General features: G+C 69.6%; 10 protein-coding genes, 2 tRNA genes and 1 pseudogene. 4 read left to right on the forward strand and 9 right to left on the reverse strand.

Features of this window, described 5'->3' with window-relative positions; all coding sequences use genetic code 11:
* Positions 1–122 precede the first annotated feature (122 nt).
* The gene (locus WJ438_RS14360) at positions 123–539 is read left to right on the forward strand and encodes a Fur family transcriptional regulator (protein ID WP_406725590.1); all 417 of its coding nucleotides are present in this window, start codon (positions 123–125) and stop codon (positions 537–539) included.
* A 139-nt stretch (positions 540–678) separates the two neighbouring features.
* Here WJ438_RS14360 and WJ438_RS14365 read toward each other — a convergent pair.
* The 4 genes and pseudogenes from WJ438_RS14365 to WJ438_RS14380 all read right to left on the reverse strand — a co-directional run bounded on the left by WJ438_RS14365 (position 679) and on the right by WJ438_RS14380 (position 5,992).
* A tRNA-Met gene (locus WJ438_RS14365) sits at positions 679–752 on the reverse strand.
* A gap of 137 nt (positions 753–889) precedes the next feature.
* Positions 890–2,705 (reverse strand): annotated as a pseudogene (locus WJ438_RS14370) (tetratricopeptide repeat protein).
* 223 nt (positions 2,706–2,928) lie between these two features.
* A tRNA-Met gene (locus WJ438_RS14375) sits at positions 2,929–3,002 on the reverse strand.
* A 56-nt stretch (positions 3,003–3,058) separates the two neighbouring features.
* Complete coding sequence (locus WJ438_RS14380; protein WP_406729689.1) at positions 3,059–5,992, reverse strand: UPF0182 family protein; 2,934 nt, start codon at positions 5,990–5,992, stop codon at positions 3,059–3,061.
* 161 nt (positions 5,993–6,153) lie between these two features.
* Here WJ438_RS14380 and WJ438_RS14385 point away from each other — a divergent pair, with 161 nt between their 5' ends.
* Positions 6,154–6,696 (forward strand): PPA1309 family protein, encoded by a 543-nt coding sequence (locus WJ438_RS14385; RefSeq protein ID WP_406725591.1) that lies wholly within the window; start codon positions 6,154–6,156, stop codon positions 6,694–6,696.
* A gap of 33 nt (positions 6,697–6,729) precedes the next feature.
* On the opposite strand, the gene WJ438_RS14390 is transcribed toward WJ438_RS14385, so the two are convergent.
* From WJ438_RS14390 to WJ438_RS14400, 3 genes are all read right to left on the reverse strand, one after another.
* Positions 6,730–7,824 carry a PDZ domain-containing protein gene (locus tag WJ438_RS14390; RefSeq protein WP_406725592.1) on the reverse strand — a complete coding sequence of 365 codons (1,095 nt, stop codon included), beginning with the start codon at positions 7,822–7,824 and terminating at the stop codon, positions 6,730–6,732.
* Positions 7,825–8,297: 473 nt separating this feature from the next.
* Positions 8,298–8,756 (reverse strand): molybdenum cofactor biosynthesis protein MoaE, encoded by a 459-nt coding sequence (locus WJ438_RS14395; RefSeq protein ID WP_406725593.1) that lies wholly within the window; start codon positions 8,754–8,756, stop codon positions 8,298–8,300.
* Positions 8,757–8,858: 102 nt separating this feature from the next.
* Positions 8,859–9,974, reverse strand: a complete 1,116-nt coding sequence (locus WJ438_RS14400) for an SDR family oxidoreductase (RefSeq protein ID WP_406725594.1) — start codon at positions 9,972–9,974, stop codon at positions 8,859–8,861.
* Positions 9,975–10,166: 192 nt separating this feature from the next.
* Between WJ438_RS14400 and WJ438_RS14405 the strand changes: the two genes are divergently transcribed.
* Together WJ438_RS14405 and WJ438_RS14410 are read left to right on the forward strand one after the other, a co-directional pair.
* Positions 10,167–11,627, forward strand: a complete 1,461-nt coding sequence (locus tag WJ438_RS14405; RefSeq protein ID WP_406725595.1) for a zinc-dependent metalloprotease — start codon at positions 10,167–10,169, stop codon at positions 11,625–11,627.
* A complete protein-coding gene (locus tag WJ438_RS14410; protein ID WP_406725596.1) occupies positions 11,624–12,151 on the forward strand; it encodes an NUDIX hydrolase in 528 nt (175 codons plus the stop codon). The genes WJ438_RS14405 and WJ438_RS14410 overlap by 4 nt, the downstream gene beginning before the upstream one ends.
* Positions 12,152–12,222: 71 nt before the next feature.
* On the opposite strand, the gene WJ438_RS14415 is transcribed toward WJ438_RS14410, so the two are convergent.
* Both WJ438_RS14415 and WJ438_RS14420 read right to left on the reverse strand, forming a co-directional pair.
* On the reverse strand, positions 12,223–12,978 hold the full coding sequence (locus WJ438_RS14415) for an AIM24 family protein (RefSeq protein ID WP_406725597.1): 756 nt from the start codon (positions 12,976–12,978) through the stop codon (positions 12,223–12,225).
* A 17-nt stretch (positions 12,979–12,995) separates the two neighbouring features.
* The gene (locus tag WJ438_RS14420) at positions 12,996–13,676 is read right to left on the reverse strand and encodes an AIM24 family protein (RefSeq protein WP_406725598.1); all 681 of its coding nucleotides are present in this window, start codon (positions 13,674–13,676) and stop codon (positions 12,996–12,998) included.
* Positions 13,677–13,680: the final 4 nt, after the last annotated feature.

Raw genomic sequence — 13,680 nt, forward strand, 5'->3', positions numbered from 1 at the left:
CGAAGTACTCACCCTTGGCCAAAGCCAGCACTGATCCCACAATGGACAGTGTCTAAGTCAAGTAACGCTCCAAAATCACACCTGTTCGGGGCCTGGTCCCTCTAGCTGTTAGGCTGGTGTTCATGAGCGACCTTCTGGAACGACTGCGCGGACGTGGCTGGCGGATGACCGCACAGCGTCGTGTGGTGGCCGAGGTCCTCGACGGCGATCACGTCCATCTGACAGCCGACGAGGTGCACGCCAGGGCCGTCACGAGGCTGCCGGAGATATCCCGAGCGACCGTCTACAACACGTTGGGCGAACTGGTCACCCTCGGTGAGGTACTGGAAGTCGCCACGGACAAACGAGCCAAGCGTTACGACCCGAACGCCCACCGGCCGCACCACCACCTGGTGTGCGCGCAGTGCGGCGCGATCCGGGACGTGCACCCGACGGGCAACCCGCTGGCCGATCTCCCCGACACCGAGCGCTTCGGCTTCACGATCTCGGGCGTCGAGATGACGTATCGGGGCGTCTGCCCGAACTGCGCCGCGGCGTAGGACCCTGCCTGCGCCGTCCTCCTCTCAGACGCACGAAAAAGACCCGGCGGTGCCGGGTCTTTTTCGTGCGTCTGAGAGTCTGAAGAGGGACATACACCGAGGGCCGAAACCCTTTCGGATTCCGGCCCTCGATCTTCAGTAGCGGGGACAGGATTTGAACCTGCGACCTCTGGGTTATGAGCCCAGCGAGCTACCGAGCTGCTCCACCCCGCGTCGATGAACGCAACGTTACGTCAAGGACGTGGACGGAAGCAAATCCCTTTCGTGGGGGCCGTGAGCCCTTGAGGTGCGGGGCCCTTGAGGTGCGGGGCCCTTGAGGTGCGGGCCACGGCCCCGACCCGGGTGCGCCGTCACGCGGACAGCTCCTCGCGGAGCGCGTCACGCAGGCGGATCGCGCGTTCCGCGACCGCCGCCGGGCCCAGCGCCGCCGCGCGGTCGGCCCAGCGCTGGCCCTCGGCGAGCTCGCCCCGGCGCGCGTAGACCAGGGCAAGCCGCAGGGCCGCGCGGCCGTGTCCGGCGTCGGCCGCACGGGTCCACCACACGGCCGCCTCGGGCTCACTGCCCTCCCGGGCCAGCAGCAGGCCCAGGTTGAAGGCGCCGTTGCGGGAACCGGCCTCGGCCGCCTCCCGGTACCAGCGGGCCGCCTCGACCACGTCACCGCGGGCCGCGGCGAGCATGCCGACGCGTACCTGCGCGCGCCGGTGACCCTGGGAGGCCGCGCGCTCGTACCACTCCTCGCACTCGCTGCGGCGGCTCACCGGCTCGCCCAGCTCGTGCGCGGGCTCCGGCGGGCGACGGGCGTCCAGGACGGTGGCCAGGCGGTATGCGGCCTCGGCGCTGCCGCCGCCCGCCGCGCACCGCAGGAACCGCTCCGCCTCACCCTCGTCGCCGTCGCGCAGCCGGGCCATGCCGACCTGGAGCGCGGCTTCCGTGTGCCCGGCGGCCGCCGCCCGCTCGTACCAGCGCAGCGCGGCCTCGTTCTCCCCGGCCCGCGTACAGGATGCCGAGGTTGAAGGCGGCGTCCACGCTTCCCGCCTCCGCGGCCTTGGAGAACCAGGGCTCCGCGCCCGTCTCGTCCCCGGCCGTCAGCAGCAGGATCGCCAGCGCGTTGGCCGCCTCGCGGTGACCGGCGTAGGCGGCCCGGCGGTACCACTGCTCAGCCGGTCCGGTCCGGCCCTGCTCGGCGCAGAGCAGGGCGAGGTTGTACGCGCCGTTGACGTCGCCCGCGTCCATCGCGGCCCGGTACCAGCGTTCGGCGGTCTGGGTCTCGCCGCGCTCGGCGTGCAGGGCGCCCAGCGCGTTGGCGGCGTTGCCGTCGCCGTCCTGGGCCGCGCGCAGCCACCAGACGGCGGCGTTGTCGGTGTCTCCGGCGTCACGCAGCAGGAAACCGAGCGCGCAGGCGGCCCGCACCTCCCCGTCCTTGGCGGACGTCAGGTACCAGCGGCCGGCCTCCTTGAGCTCGCCGCGCTTCTCCAGGATCACGCCGAGGTGCAGTGCGGCCCGGCGGTGCCCCCGCGCGGCGGCCTGCCGGTACCACTGCTCGGCCTCCTCCGTTAACGGGCGGCCTCTGTCGTCGGCCTCCTCCGCGGCCTTCCGGTCCAGCGCCCTGGCCAGCCGGTAGGCGGCCTCCCGGTGCCCCCGCTCGGCGGCGGCCCGCATCCAGCGCTCGGCCCCTGCCGTGTCCCCGCGGTGCTCCAGCAGATCGGCGAGTGCGTAGGCGCCCAGCACGTGGTTCTGCTCGGCGGACTGGCGCAGCCAGTACTCGGCGGCGGGCTCGTCGCCGCGCTCGCGGTGGTGCCGGCCGAGCGCGTGGGCCGCCGGGGCGGAACCGGCGACGGCGGCGACCCGCCACCATCCCGCGGCCTCCTCCGCGTAGCCCCGCTGGAACAGGAGGACGCCCAGGTTGTTGGCGGCGGCGCGGTCGCCCGCGGCGGTGGCGGCACGCAGCTGGGGTTCGGCTCCGGCGAGGTCACCGCGCCGCAGCAGCATGGCGCCGAGGACGCTCATCGCCTCCACGTCGCCGGCTTCGGCAGCGAGCCGCCGACGCAGTTCCTCGGCCGCCTCGTCGGCGGCTTCCCCAGTCTCGTCGCGAGGTTCCTCCCGCAGGGAAGGCTGCTCAAAACGCCCTGTCTCGTACAGAGTTGCCCTATCCCCCATAACGTCCATCGTCGCACCACCTGCAACCTGGGTACACCTGGTATGCCGCAGTCAGTAAGGTCACTTCAGCGTTTTGTCGACATGCCCACAGAGAGACAAGTCAAACACAGATCGGTCAACTCCCGTCGCCGGCGCGGCCGTCGCCGGATTCGGCACATGCGTTCGCACACCACAAAGGCCCGGATTCCTTGAGGAATCCGGGCCTTTGGTGTCGCCACCATCGCGACTTCAGTAGCGGGGACAGGATTTGAACCTGCGACCTCTGGGTTATGAGCCCAGCGAGCTACCGAGCTGCTCCACCCCGCGCCGTTGTGTGTACAACCGTACCACGGCGCGGGGTGGGCCTTTGACCAGGCCGCTTGCTAACTGCTCGGACTCGGATCGGGGCTGGGACTGCTCTTTGATGCGTCCGAGCCGCCGGAACCACCTCCGCCGTCCGCGGCCTGGGCCTCCTCGGCCCTGCGCAAGGCGTCCTCGAGATCCTTCTGCGCCTTGCCGTAGGCCTCCCAGTCGTTCTTCTGCAGGGCTTCCTGGCCGGCCTGGAAGGCGTCCTGGGCGTCGCTCAGGGCCTTTTGGACCGACGGGTTGTCGGACGTCGGCGGCGGCTGCGTGCCTTCGTCCTCGCCCGGTGGCGGCTCGGTGGTCGAGCCCTCCGTCCCGAAGACCTTGTCGAGAGCCTGCTCGAGCGTGTCCTCGAAGGCGGTCTGGCCTCCGTAGGTCACCAACACCTTCCGCAACAGCGGGTACTTGAGTCCACCACCGCGTACGTAGACCGGCTCCACGTACAGCAGTCCGCCGTCGAGCGGGACGGCCAGCAGGTTGCCGTACTCAACCTCGGAGTCGCCGCCTCTCAGCAGCCTGATCGACTCGGCGATGTCCTGTTCGGAGTTGAACTGGCTCTGCACCTGCTTGGGTCCGGCTGCCGTGGTGCTCGTCGGCAGTTTCAGGACTCTGATCTTGCCGTACCCCTCGCTGCCCGCCTCGGCGTCGACCGCCATGAAGGCACTGAGGTTGTCACGGCCGTTCGGAGTGAACGTCGTGGTGAGCGAGAAGGCCTGTTCCTCCTGATCGGGCATCTTCATGCTCTGGTAGTACGGCGGTACCGCGTCGCCCGTCTTGTTCGTCGGGTCGGCCGGCACCTGCCACACCTCGCTGCCGCTGAGGAACGTGGTGGCGTCCTTCACGTGGTAGCGGGTCAGCAGTTCGCGCTGCACCTTGAACAGGTCCTGCGGATACCGCAGGTGGTCCATCAGGCCGCCGGAGATCTCGCTCCTCGGCTCCACCGTGTCCGGGAACGCCTTCATCCACGTCTTCAGAACGGGATCCTGGGTGTCCCACTGGTAGAGCTTGACCTCGCCGCTGTACGCGTCGACGGTCGCCTTCACCGAGTTGCGGATGTAGTTGACCTGGTTCTCCTGGGCCACCACCGCGCGGTTGTCGTTGGTGGCGGTCAGCGAGTCGGCCGTGGTGTCACCGAGGGTCGTCCGCGACGCGTACGGATAGCCGTTGGTGGTCGTGTAGGCGTCGACGATCCACTGGATCCGGCCGTCCACCACCGCGGGGTAGGCGTCGCCGTCGATGGTCAGCCACGGGGCGACCGCCTCGACGCGCTCCTTGGGCGTGCGGTTGTACAGGATCCGAGAGCCCTCGCCGATGGCACCGGAGTACAGGATCTGCGGCTCGCTGAACGCCGCGGCGTAGGCGGCCCGGTTGACCGGGTTGGCGAGGTTGACCCCGCTGTCGCCCTCGTAGCTGGTCGTCTTCTCGCCGCTGTCGTCGGAGTAGTCGATCTCCTTCTGGGGACCGCCGACGATCGAGTACGTCGTCGTCCGCTCGCCGTAGTAGACGCGCTGCTCGTACGTGCCGAGGTCGCCCTTGGACGGCAGATCGGACTCGGTGAACACCGGACGGCCGTCGTCGGCACTGGTGCCCTTGGCGGCAACGGCACCGTATCCGTGGGTGTACCGGAAGTGGTCGTTGATCCAGTTCCGCTTCGGGATGCCGTTGAGGTTGATCTCGCGCAGACCGATGACGGTGTCCTGCTCCGCGCCGGTCTTGGGATCGGGATAGCGGTCCACGTCCAGGTTGGTCGGGAACGCGTAGTAGTTCCTGATCTGCTGGAGCTGCTGGAACGTCGGCGAGACGATGTTCGGGTCCATGATCCGGATGCTCGCCGTCTCGGAGACCTGGTCCCGGAGCTTGGTCTTGTCCTCGGTCTGGCTGGTCCCCGGGTACTCGTCGACCTGGGCGTCGTCGATGCCGTAGGCCTCACGCGTCGCCTCGAGGTTCTTCTCGACGTACGGCGCTTCCTTGGCCTGCTCGTTCGGCTGGACCTGGAACTTCTGCACGATCGCCGGGTACAGGCCGCCGATGAGGATCGCCGACAGCACCATCAGGCCGAAGCCGATCACGGGCAGCTGCCAGGTACGCCGCCACAGGGTGGCGAAGAACAGCAGCGCGCAGATGACGGCGATGCAGAACAGGATCGTCTTGGCCGGCAGATAGGCGTTGGCGTCGACGTACCGCAGACCGGTCCAGTTGTCGGTCGCCTTGAAGTCGCTGGACTTGACGGCCAGGCCGTACCGGTCGAGCCAGTACGCGACCGCCTTCAGGGCGACGAAGACGCCGAGGAGCACCGACAGGTGCCCGGTGGCCGCCGCCGTGGCCCGCGCGCCGGGACTGGTGACCCGCAGCCCGCCGTACAGGTAGTGCGTCAGCGCCGCGGCGATGAGTGACAGGATCGCGGCGGCGAAGCCGAACCCGAGCATGAACCGGTACCAGGGCAGATCGAAGGCGTAGAACGAGACGTCGAGCTTGAACTGCGGGTCCTTCTGGTCGAACGGCACGCCGTTGACCCACATCAGCCAGGTCCGCCACTGACTCGACGCCGAGGCGCCGGCGATCAGCCCCACCAGTGCGGTGATGCCGAGCAGCAGCCACTTCTTGTAGGGCGCGATGCTCATCCGGTACCGGTCGAGGTTCTGCTGCTCCAACGACATGGCACTCAGCGGCGGCCGCATCCGGTGCGCCAGCCAGATGTTGAAGCCGACCGCGAGGGCCATCAGCAGGCCGAAGACGAAGAAGAGCCCGATCTTGGTCCACAGGGTCGTCGTGAACACCGACGAGTAGTCGACCGAGCGGTACCACAACCAGTCGGTCCAGAACCCCGCGAACATGGTGAACACCATGCCGAGGACGGCCAGGACGCCCAAAGTCATGAGCAGGGTCCGGACCCGCCGGGACGGGCGGCCCACTCTCATCCGTGGCCCTGTCGGGCCTCCGCCACGGTCCGGCATCTGGAAAGCCAAGGTAGGCACCTCGAAAATCGCTGTTGATTCGTCAGGTCCGCGAGTTCGTGGACCGTGTGTGGCCCTGTAATCGTGGGCCCCACCTATGCAACTTACTCACCCTTTACTCGGTTCCCGATTCCGGCCATGAACGAGAGAGGATTGTGACCATGTCCAACACACCCATGGCGGCGAGCCCGCTCACCCGGGCCGTACTCGAGATCGACGAGTACGTCTCCGGCCTCGGCTGGGACCAGCCTGCCCGTCTCTTCGCCCTTGTAGACACCGCGCGGCTCCGCGCCGAACAGCCCCTGCTGGCGGACCGGCTCGGTCTGGGCGACGAGCAGGAGACAACCGCCCTCACCCCGATCGAGCAGGACGAGATTCCAACGGGCAAGCCGCTCGACGAGTTCCTGGGCACCATCGCCTGGCCCGACTCGGTGGCCGGCTGTGCCCTGACCGTGGAGCGCCTGATGCTGCCGCCGTCCGCGGAGGCCCAGGTTCCGCAGAATCTGGACGAGGCCGCGCTGGCGGCTTGGGTGGCGAAGCACCCGGAGCGCCAGGAGGTCCGTATGACGGTCGCGGTCCTGCGCGACGGTGCCCGCGATTCCGCGCTGCGGCTGCGGGAGAAGGACTCACCCACGGAGGTCCTCACCGGGTCCGCCCTGGTGCCGGGCCTGGCGGAGGCACTGATGGCGACGTTCGCGGAGTAGCCCGCGCGGGCGGCAGGAGGCGTACCCGCGCGGTCAGGAGGTCGTGCACTTCGGCAGGTCCGCGGTGTCACCGGAGCCGAGGTCCTTCATCGCGCCGAGGGCGTCGTCGATGGTGTTCACCTTGATGAGGGTGAGGCCCTCGGGGGTGTCCTCGGCGGCCGCCGCGCAGTTGTCCGCAGGCGTGAGGAAGTACTGGGCGCCCTTGGCGCGCGCGCCGACCGTCTTCATCTCGATCCCGCCGATCGGCCCGACCTTGCCGGTGTCGTCGATCGTGCCGGTGCCGGCGACGAACGCCCCGCCGGTCAGGCTGCCAGGGGTGAGCTTGTCGTAGATGCCGAGCGCGAACATCAGACCGGCGCTCGGCCCGCCGACGTCGGCGAGCTTGATGTCGATGCTGAACGGGAAGGTGTGGTCGGTCCCGGCGGCGATTCCGACGATGGCGCGCTTGTCTCCCGCGTCGTCGGAGGTCGTGGTGGTGATCGTGACCTTCTCGGTCCGCGTCGGCGTCCGGTTCTCCTTCTCGGCGGCGGCCTGCTCCTTGGCGGGCACGATCGTGAAGGCGACGTCGTCGCCGGGCTTGTGCTTGGTCACGAGCTCGGCGACATCGGCCGGCTTGCGCACCGCGCTGCCGTCGACGCTCTTGATCACGTCGCCTGCGTGCAGCTTGCCCTCGGCGGGGGATCCCTTGACGACCGTGGCGACGATCACCCAGGACTTCACCGGGACGTCGAGTGCCTTCAGTGCCGCGACCTTGGCGCTCTCCTGGGACTGGCTGAACTCCTCGGCGTTCTCCTGGGTGGACTCCTCCTCCGTCTTGCCGTCGGGGTAGAGCGTCTCGTGCGGCACGACCTTGTTGTCGTGCGCGAGCCATCCGTAGACGGCCTCGACCAGGTTCATCCGGTAGTCGGCGCTCGTGACCCGCACCGTGGTCATGTTGAGGTGGCCGTCGGTCGGATAGGTCTTGCGCCCTTCGATGTGCAGCACCGGCTCGCCATCGTGATCGCCCAGAGTGTCCACCGTCGGCCCCGGGGACATCTCCGCGTAAGGCACGGGGAGGAACACACCCGCGCACAGGAGTGCGATCAGCATCAGGGTGGAGGCGAGCATCGTCGCGGTGCGGCGTGGCATGCACCGACAGTACGGGACAGGCCTGTCAGCGCACCGTCAGGGCCGCCCGGACGGGCTGCCCTGACCTTGTCGTACACCGGTGACCTGTAGCTTTCCGGCCCTCAGTCGCCCGACGGCCGGGGCCTCTCCATGGCCTCACGGAAACGGGCGTAACCGACGAGCTCGGGGCCGTCGCTCCGCGCTCTGCGAGTGCGGTTGGCCCAGCTTCCCCACAGTCCCGCGCCGATCGCAGCCACAAACGGAATCAGCAACCAGGCAAGAGCGGCCATACCGACCTCCCAACCCCATGAGCGTCCGCGACTGACTGATCAGCAGATTAACCATCCGCAGTGACAACGCTCATACCCGGGGTGCGGTTACGCAACCGGAGTCCAGAACGGGGCACGGAACACCTCAGCAGGCCCCCACCCACGACGGCGCTACGCGCCGACCCGCCCACCCGTCGCCCGACCACCACCCCACCCATGACGGCGCTACGCGCCGACCCACTCCTCTGTTCCGTCCGAGAACTTCTGGTGTTTCCAGATGGGCACCTCGTGCTTGAGGTCGTCGATCAGCTTCCGGCAGGCCTCGAAGGCCTCGCCCCGGTGCGGGCACGACACACCGACGACGACGGCCAGATCCCCGACCCGAAGCTCTCCCACCCGGTGCACGGCGGCCAGCGCCCGCACGGGGTACTCGGCGGCGACCTTCTCGGCGATCCGCCGCATCTCGTCCTCGGCGCTCGGGTGGCACGAATACCCCAGCTCGTCGACGTCGGTCCCGCCGTCGTGATTGCGCACGGTCCCCACGAACAGCGCCGTCCCGCCGGCCGCGTCGTCGCCGACGGCCCGGAAGATCTCGTCCACGGACAGTGGCGCGTCCCGGATCGCGAGCAGTTTGATCGGATCCTGTGCCGCCTGCTCACCGGGGTGATCATTCGTGGATGCCATGCCCCCATCGTGCCCCACGCCCACGACAACACGGAATAGCCCCGCCACCCCGTCACCCCGCACGCGTGCGGGGTCTCCCGGCCGGTGGCTCCCGCCCGGTTCTCAGATCCGCCGACGGGCCTTCCGCGCCCGCCGCACCACCGCGGCCGCGCCCAGCAGGGCCACCGTCGCCCCCGCGGCGCCCGCCGCCGTCGCGTCCTTGCGGCCGAGTCGCCGCCCGACGACCGTGTGCCGGCCGGAGACCTCCCCGAGCAACTCGGCGAGCACCTCCTCGTTGGTGTAGGCGGGCCGCCACCCTGCGTCGTGCAGCCGGCTCCCGCTGACCACCCAGGGGTGCATCGTGTACGCCAGGTCCCCGGCCGGGGAGGGGGTCAGCCCGATCCGGTGCAGCCGTGCCGCCGCGCCCAGCGCGACCGCCGACGGCAGCTCCATCCGCCGGATACCGCTGAGTTCCTCGACCTCCTCCTGCTCCAGCCATCCGTCGCACCCGACGGCCAGCTCACCGTCGACCTCTTCCCGGACCGCGTACTCCAGAGCGCTGCACAGATCATCGACGTGGCAGAACTGCCACGCGGGCCGCGAGCCGGCCACCACGAGCAGTCGCGGGGACTCAAAGTACCTGGTCAGCGCGGTGTCGGTGCCTCCCACCAGCACAGCGGGCCGTACCACCGTGACGTTGAGCCCGGGGTGCGCGCGGGGCGCCCTGCGCCCGAGCCGCTCGATCTCCAGGAGATCGCCCACGCCAGTGGCCTCGGCCGTGGCCCGCAGTTCCGCGTCCTCGGACAGCGGCAGCTCGTTGTCCGGGAGCGCCCCGTAGACCATCGTCGAGGTGCACAGCACCACCCGGCGCACCCCGGCGGCCGCGGCGGCCGTCAGGACGGTCTGCGTCCCCCGGACGTTGTAGGCCGTTCGGGCGGCGGCATCGGTCTCCAGGTCGAGGTCGAGTGCCAGGTGGACCACGACGTCCGCCCCGCGCAGCTTGTCCGCGATGGCGGGATCCCGTACGTCCAGGATGTGCCACTGCGCCTCGGCGCACTCGCCGCGGCGCTCGTCGATGGCGATGACCTGCTTGATCTCCTTCGAGACGGCGAGCCGCTCGGTGAGCAGCGCGCCGACACCGGCCGCGGCGCCGGTGACCGCGACGACGGGCCCACTCGGGGGCGACGGGCGGGTTGACTCGTTTCGCGCTGCGCGAACCTGCGGATCTGGGGAACTCACCGGGCGTCTCCAGCGGTTGTCTTCAGTACGAGCGCATGCGAAGCATGTGTACCAGGTGGCATCCATCCTGCCGCAGGCCTTCTGTCGGCGAAGCATCGAGGCCCAAACCGCTTCAGGTGTCTACGCTGGGTGGTGTTGTCGGGCAACCGTGCCGCCGGAAAGAACCGGTGGCCCTATCAGCCGAGGAATCCCGTGAGTGACACCCCATTCGGATTCGGCCTTCCGCCGGAGGAGCCGGACGACGGCGACGAGGGCAAGAAGAAGGACCCGCAGAGCGGTGGTGGTCAGGACCCGGCCAACCCGTTCGGTTTCGGCATGCCCGGAGCCGGCGGCTTCGGTGGCCCCGGCGCCGACAATCCGTTCGCCGCGATGTTCGGTTCCCTGAACCCCAACGACCTGGGCGCCGCGTTCCAGCAGCTCGGACAGATGCTCTCCTACGAGGGCGGCCCGGTGAACTGGGACATGGCCAAGCAGATCGCCCGCCAGACCGTCTCCCAGGGCACCTCGGACGGCACGAAGGACGCGAGCGTCGGCCCCGCCGAGCGCAGGGCCGTCGACGACGCCGTCCGTCTGGCCGACCTGTGGCTGGACGACGCCACCTCGCTGCCGTCCGGTGCGGCCTCCTCGGTGGCGTGGAGCCGCGCGGAGTGGGTCGAGGCGACACTGCCGGCGTGGCGGGAGCTCGTCGACCCGGTCGCCGAGCGCGTCGGGACCGCCATGGGCGACGTGCTGCCGGAGGAGATGCAGGCCATGGCGGGCCCGCTGATCGGCATGATGCGCTCGATGGGTGGCGCCATGTTCGGCACCCAGATCGGCCAGGCCGTCGGCGTGCTGGCCGGTGAGGTCGTCGGCTCCTCCGACATCGGGCTGCCGCTCGGCCCGGCCGGCAAGGCCGCGCTGCTACCGGTGAACATCGCGGCGTTCGGTAAGGACCTGGGCATCCCGCAGGAGGAGGTGCGGCTGTACATCGCTCTGCGCGAGGCCGCCCACCAGCGCCTGTTCGCTCACGTGCCGTGGCTGCGCTCGCATCTGTTCGGCGCGGTCGACGGCTACGCGCGCGGCATCAAGGTCGACACCGCCAAACTGGAAGACGTCGTCGGCCAGTTCGACCCGCAGAACCCGGAGCAGCTGCAGGAGGCTCTCCAGCAGGGCATGTTCCAGCCGGAGGACACCCCGCAGCAGAAGGTCGCCCTGGCCCGTCTCGAGACGGCGCTGGCCCTCGTCGAGGGCTGGGTGGATGCCGTGGTGCACGCGGCGGCGAAGCCCCGGCTGTTGTCCGCGGACGCGCTGCGCGAGACGCTGCGTCGCCGTCGCGCCTCGGGCGGCCCCGCGGAGCAGACGTTCGCCACGCTGATCGGTCTGGAGCTGCGCCCGCGCCGGCTGCGCGACGCCTCGCGCCTGTGGGCCTCGCTCACGGACGCGCGCGGGGTCGACGGCCGGGACGCCCTGTGGGCCCACCCGGACATGCTGCCGACGGCCACCGACCTGGACGACCCGGACGGTTTCGTGCACCGCGAGCAGATCGATTTCTCCGAGCTGGACAAGATGCTCGGCGAGGCGGCCGACAAGCCCGACCTCAGGAAGAAGGACGAGGGCAGGAACGGAAGCCCGGACGAGGACACCGGCGAGGACAAGGGCGACGGCACCGAGTGAGCCTGTACGACGACACGGTTCTCGTGCTCAAGGGGTACGAGAACCAGCCGGAACTCCGCCAGGCCTACCTCGACCACCTCACCGCGCACCAGGACGGCATGTGGAAGGCCTGCGACACCGGCCACATCACCGCGAGCGCCCTGGTCATCGATCCCGGGCGCGCCCGGGTGCTGCTGACCCTGCACCGGAAGCTGCGGATGTGGCTGCAGATGGGCGGTCACTGCGAGCCGGGCGACCCCTCGCTCGAGTCGGCGGCTCTGCGAGAGGCCACCGAGGAGTCGGGCATCGCGGGGCTGACGCTCCTGAAGGGCGGGCCGGTGCGTCTGGACCGGCATGCGATCCCGCCGCCCTGCCACAGGCACTTCGACGTCCAGTACGCGGCCGTGGCGTCCCCGGACGCCGCGCACACCATCAGCGACGAGTCGCTCGACCTGCGCTGGTTCCCGTACGACGAGGTGGCGGACGTGGCCGACGCGTCGGTCGTCCGCCTGCTGGAAGCGACCCGGACGAGACTGGGCGTCTGACGCACGGGTGCGCACGCGTGAGGGGCGACCGCCCGTGGCGGCCGCCCCTCACCTCTGCCCCGGCTGAACGCTCAGCTCCAGACGTTGCCCTGGTTCTGTCCGCGGGCGCCCTGCTGGCCCATGCCGTACTGCGCGGCGAGGCCGGAGCCGATCTGGGCGTTCTGCGGCGGCAGCAGCTCGCTGGGCTGGACGAGTGCGAAGCCGCTGCCCATGAAGCTGAGCTCCCAGCCCTCACCGGTGTTGCCGCGGCGCCGCCACACTCCGGAGGAGTGGGTCTGGGCCTGCAACTGCACGCGCAGCCCGGTGGACCAGGCCACGATCGCGTCGGCGTCGCAGTTGACGTACTTGTCCGGCGTCACCTGCATCAGCAGCGGCATGCCGGAGGTCATCAGGGCGACCTTGCCCTGGCCGGTGATGTTGAGCTGGTACTTCCCGGAGCCGGAGATGCCGTACAGGCTGTCGACGGCGATGACCTCGTGGTGCAGCGAGGAGTCCATCGCGAGCACGTAGCTGCTGTCGACGGTCAGCCCCTCATGGTCCACGTCCATGACATGGATGTGCTGGGCGAGGTTGGCGAGGTAGACGATGCCCTGCCCGTGGCAGCGCATCAGGTCCAGCCCCTCACCGGTGCGCGCACGGCTGCGTGACTGACCGCGGCTCTGGTACTCGGCGTCGAACTCGACGAGTCCCTGGTAGGCGATCATGCTGCCCTTGCGGGCGAGGATGTCGTCGTGACCCTCCAGGACGACCCGGAGCATCTGCTTGTTCTGCAGGCTCCAGCGTTCCTGGGTCTGCTGGTCGTTGTAGGCGAAAAGCGGGCTCTGCATGGTGTGGTCGCTCCCCCTCAGCCCCGGACCCGGAGACGGTCGGTGCTGTCCTCACTGGGCTGGACGACGACGATGCCCTGACCGGAGAACGCCATCTGGTAGGCCTCGCCGCTGCCGCGGCCGATCAGCGACTGTGCCCGGAAGCTGCGCTTGCCCTTCACCTTGAGGTTCGGGGACCAGGCGACCAGGGCGTCCGGGTCGACGTACGTCTCGTCCTCGCCACCGCCGCAGTCGACGACGATCGGCTTGCCCCGGGAGGTCAGCGCGACCCAGCCCTGCCCGGAGATCTTGGTGTTCCACAGGCCCTGCCCGGCGAACTTCGCCAGGCCCTTCACCCGCTCCACGCCCCACGACAGGTGGGCGTCGAAGGCGAGCAGGTTGGTGGCGTTGACGGAGATGCCGTCGCCATTGAGGTTGATGACGACGACGTTCGCACCGTAGTCGGCGAGGTAGAGCAGGCCGTCGCCGGAGCACTTCATCAGCGGCGCACCCTCCCCGGTCATCCAGTCCCGCGCGATCTGGCGCACGGCCGACGGGTTGGGCTCGTACTGGATGAACCCTTCGTAGGCGGCCATCGACCCCACGCGCGCGAGGAGGTCGTTTCCGGTCTGCATGGCGACCTTCAGCATGTGATTGCCGTGGTTCTCCATGCGCGCGGTGACGGGGGCGGGGGCGTAGCCCGCGAGTGGCTGGTTCATGACG

Source organism: Streptomyces sp. GD-15H (assembly GCF_045291515.1).
Taxonomy (GTDB): Bacteria; Actinomycetota; Actinomycetes; order Streptomycetales; family Streptomycetaceae; genus Streptomyces.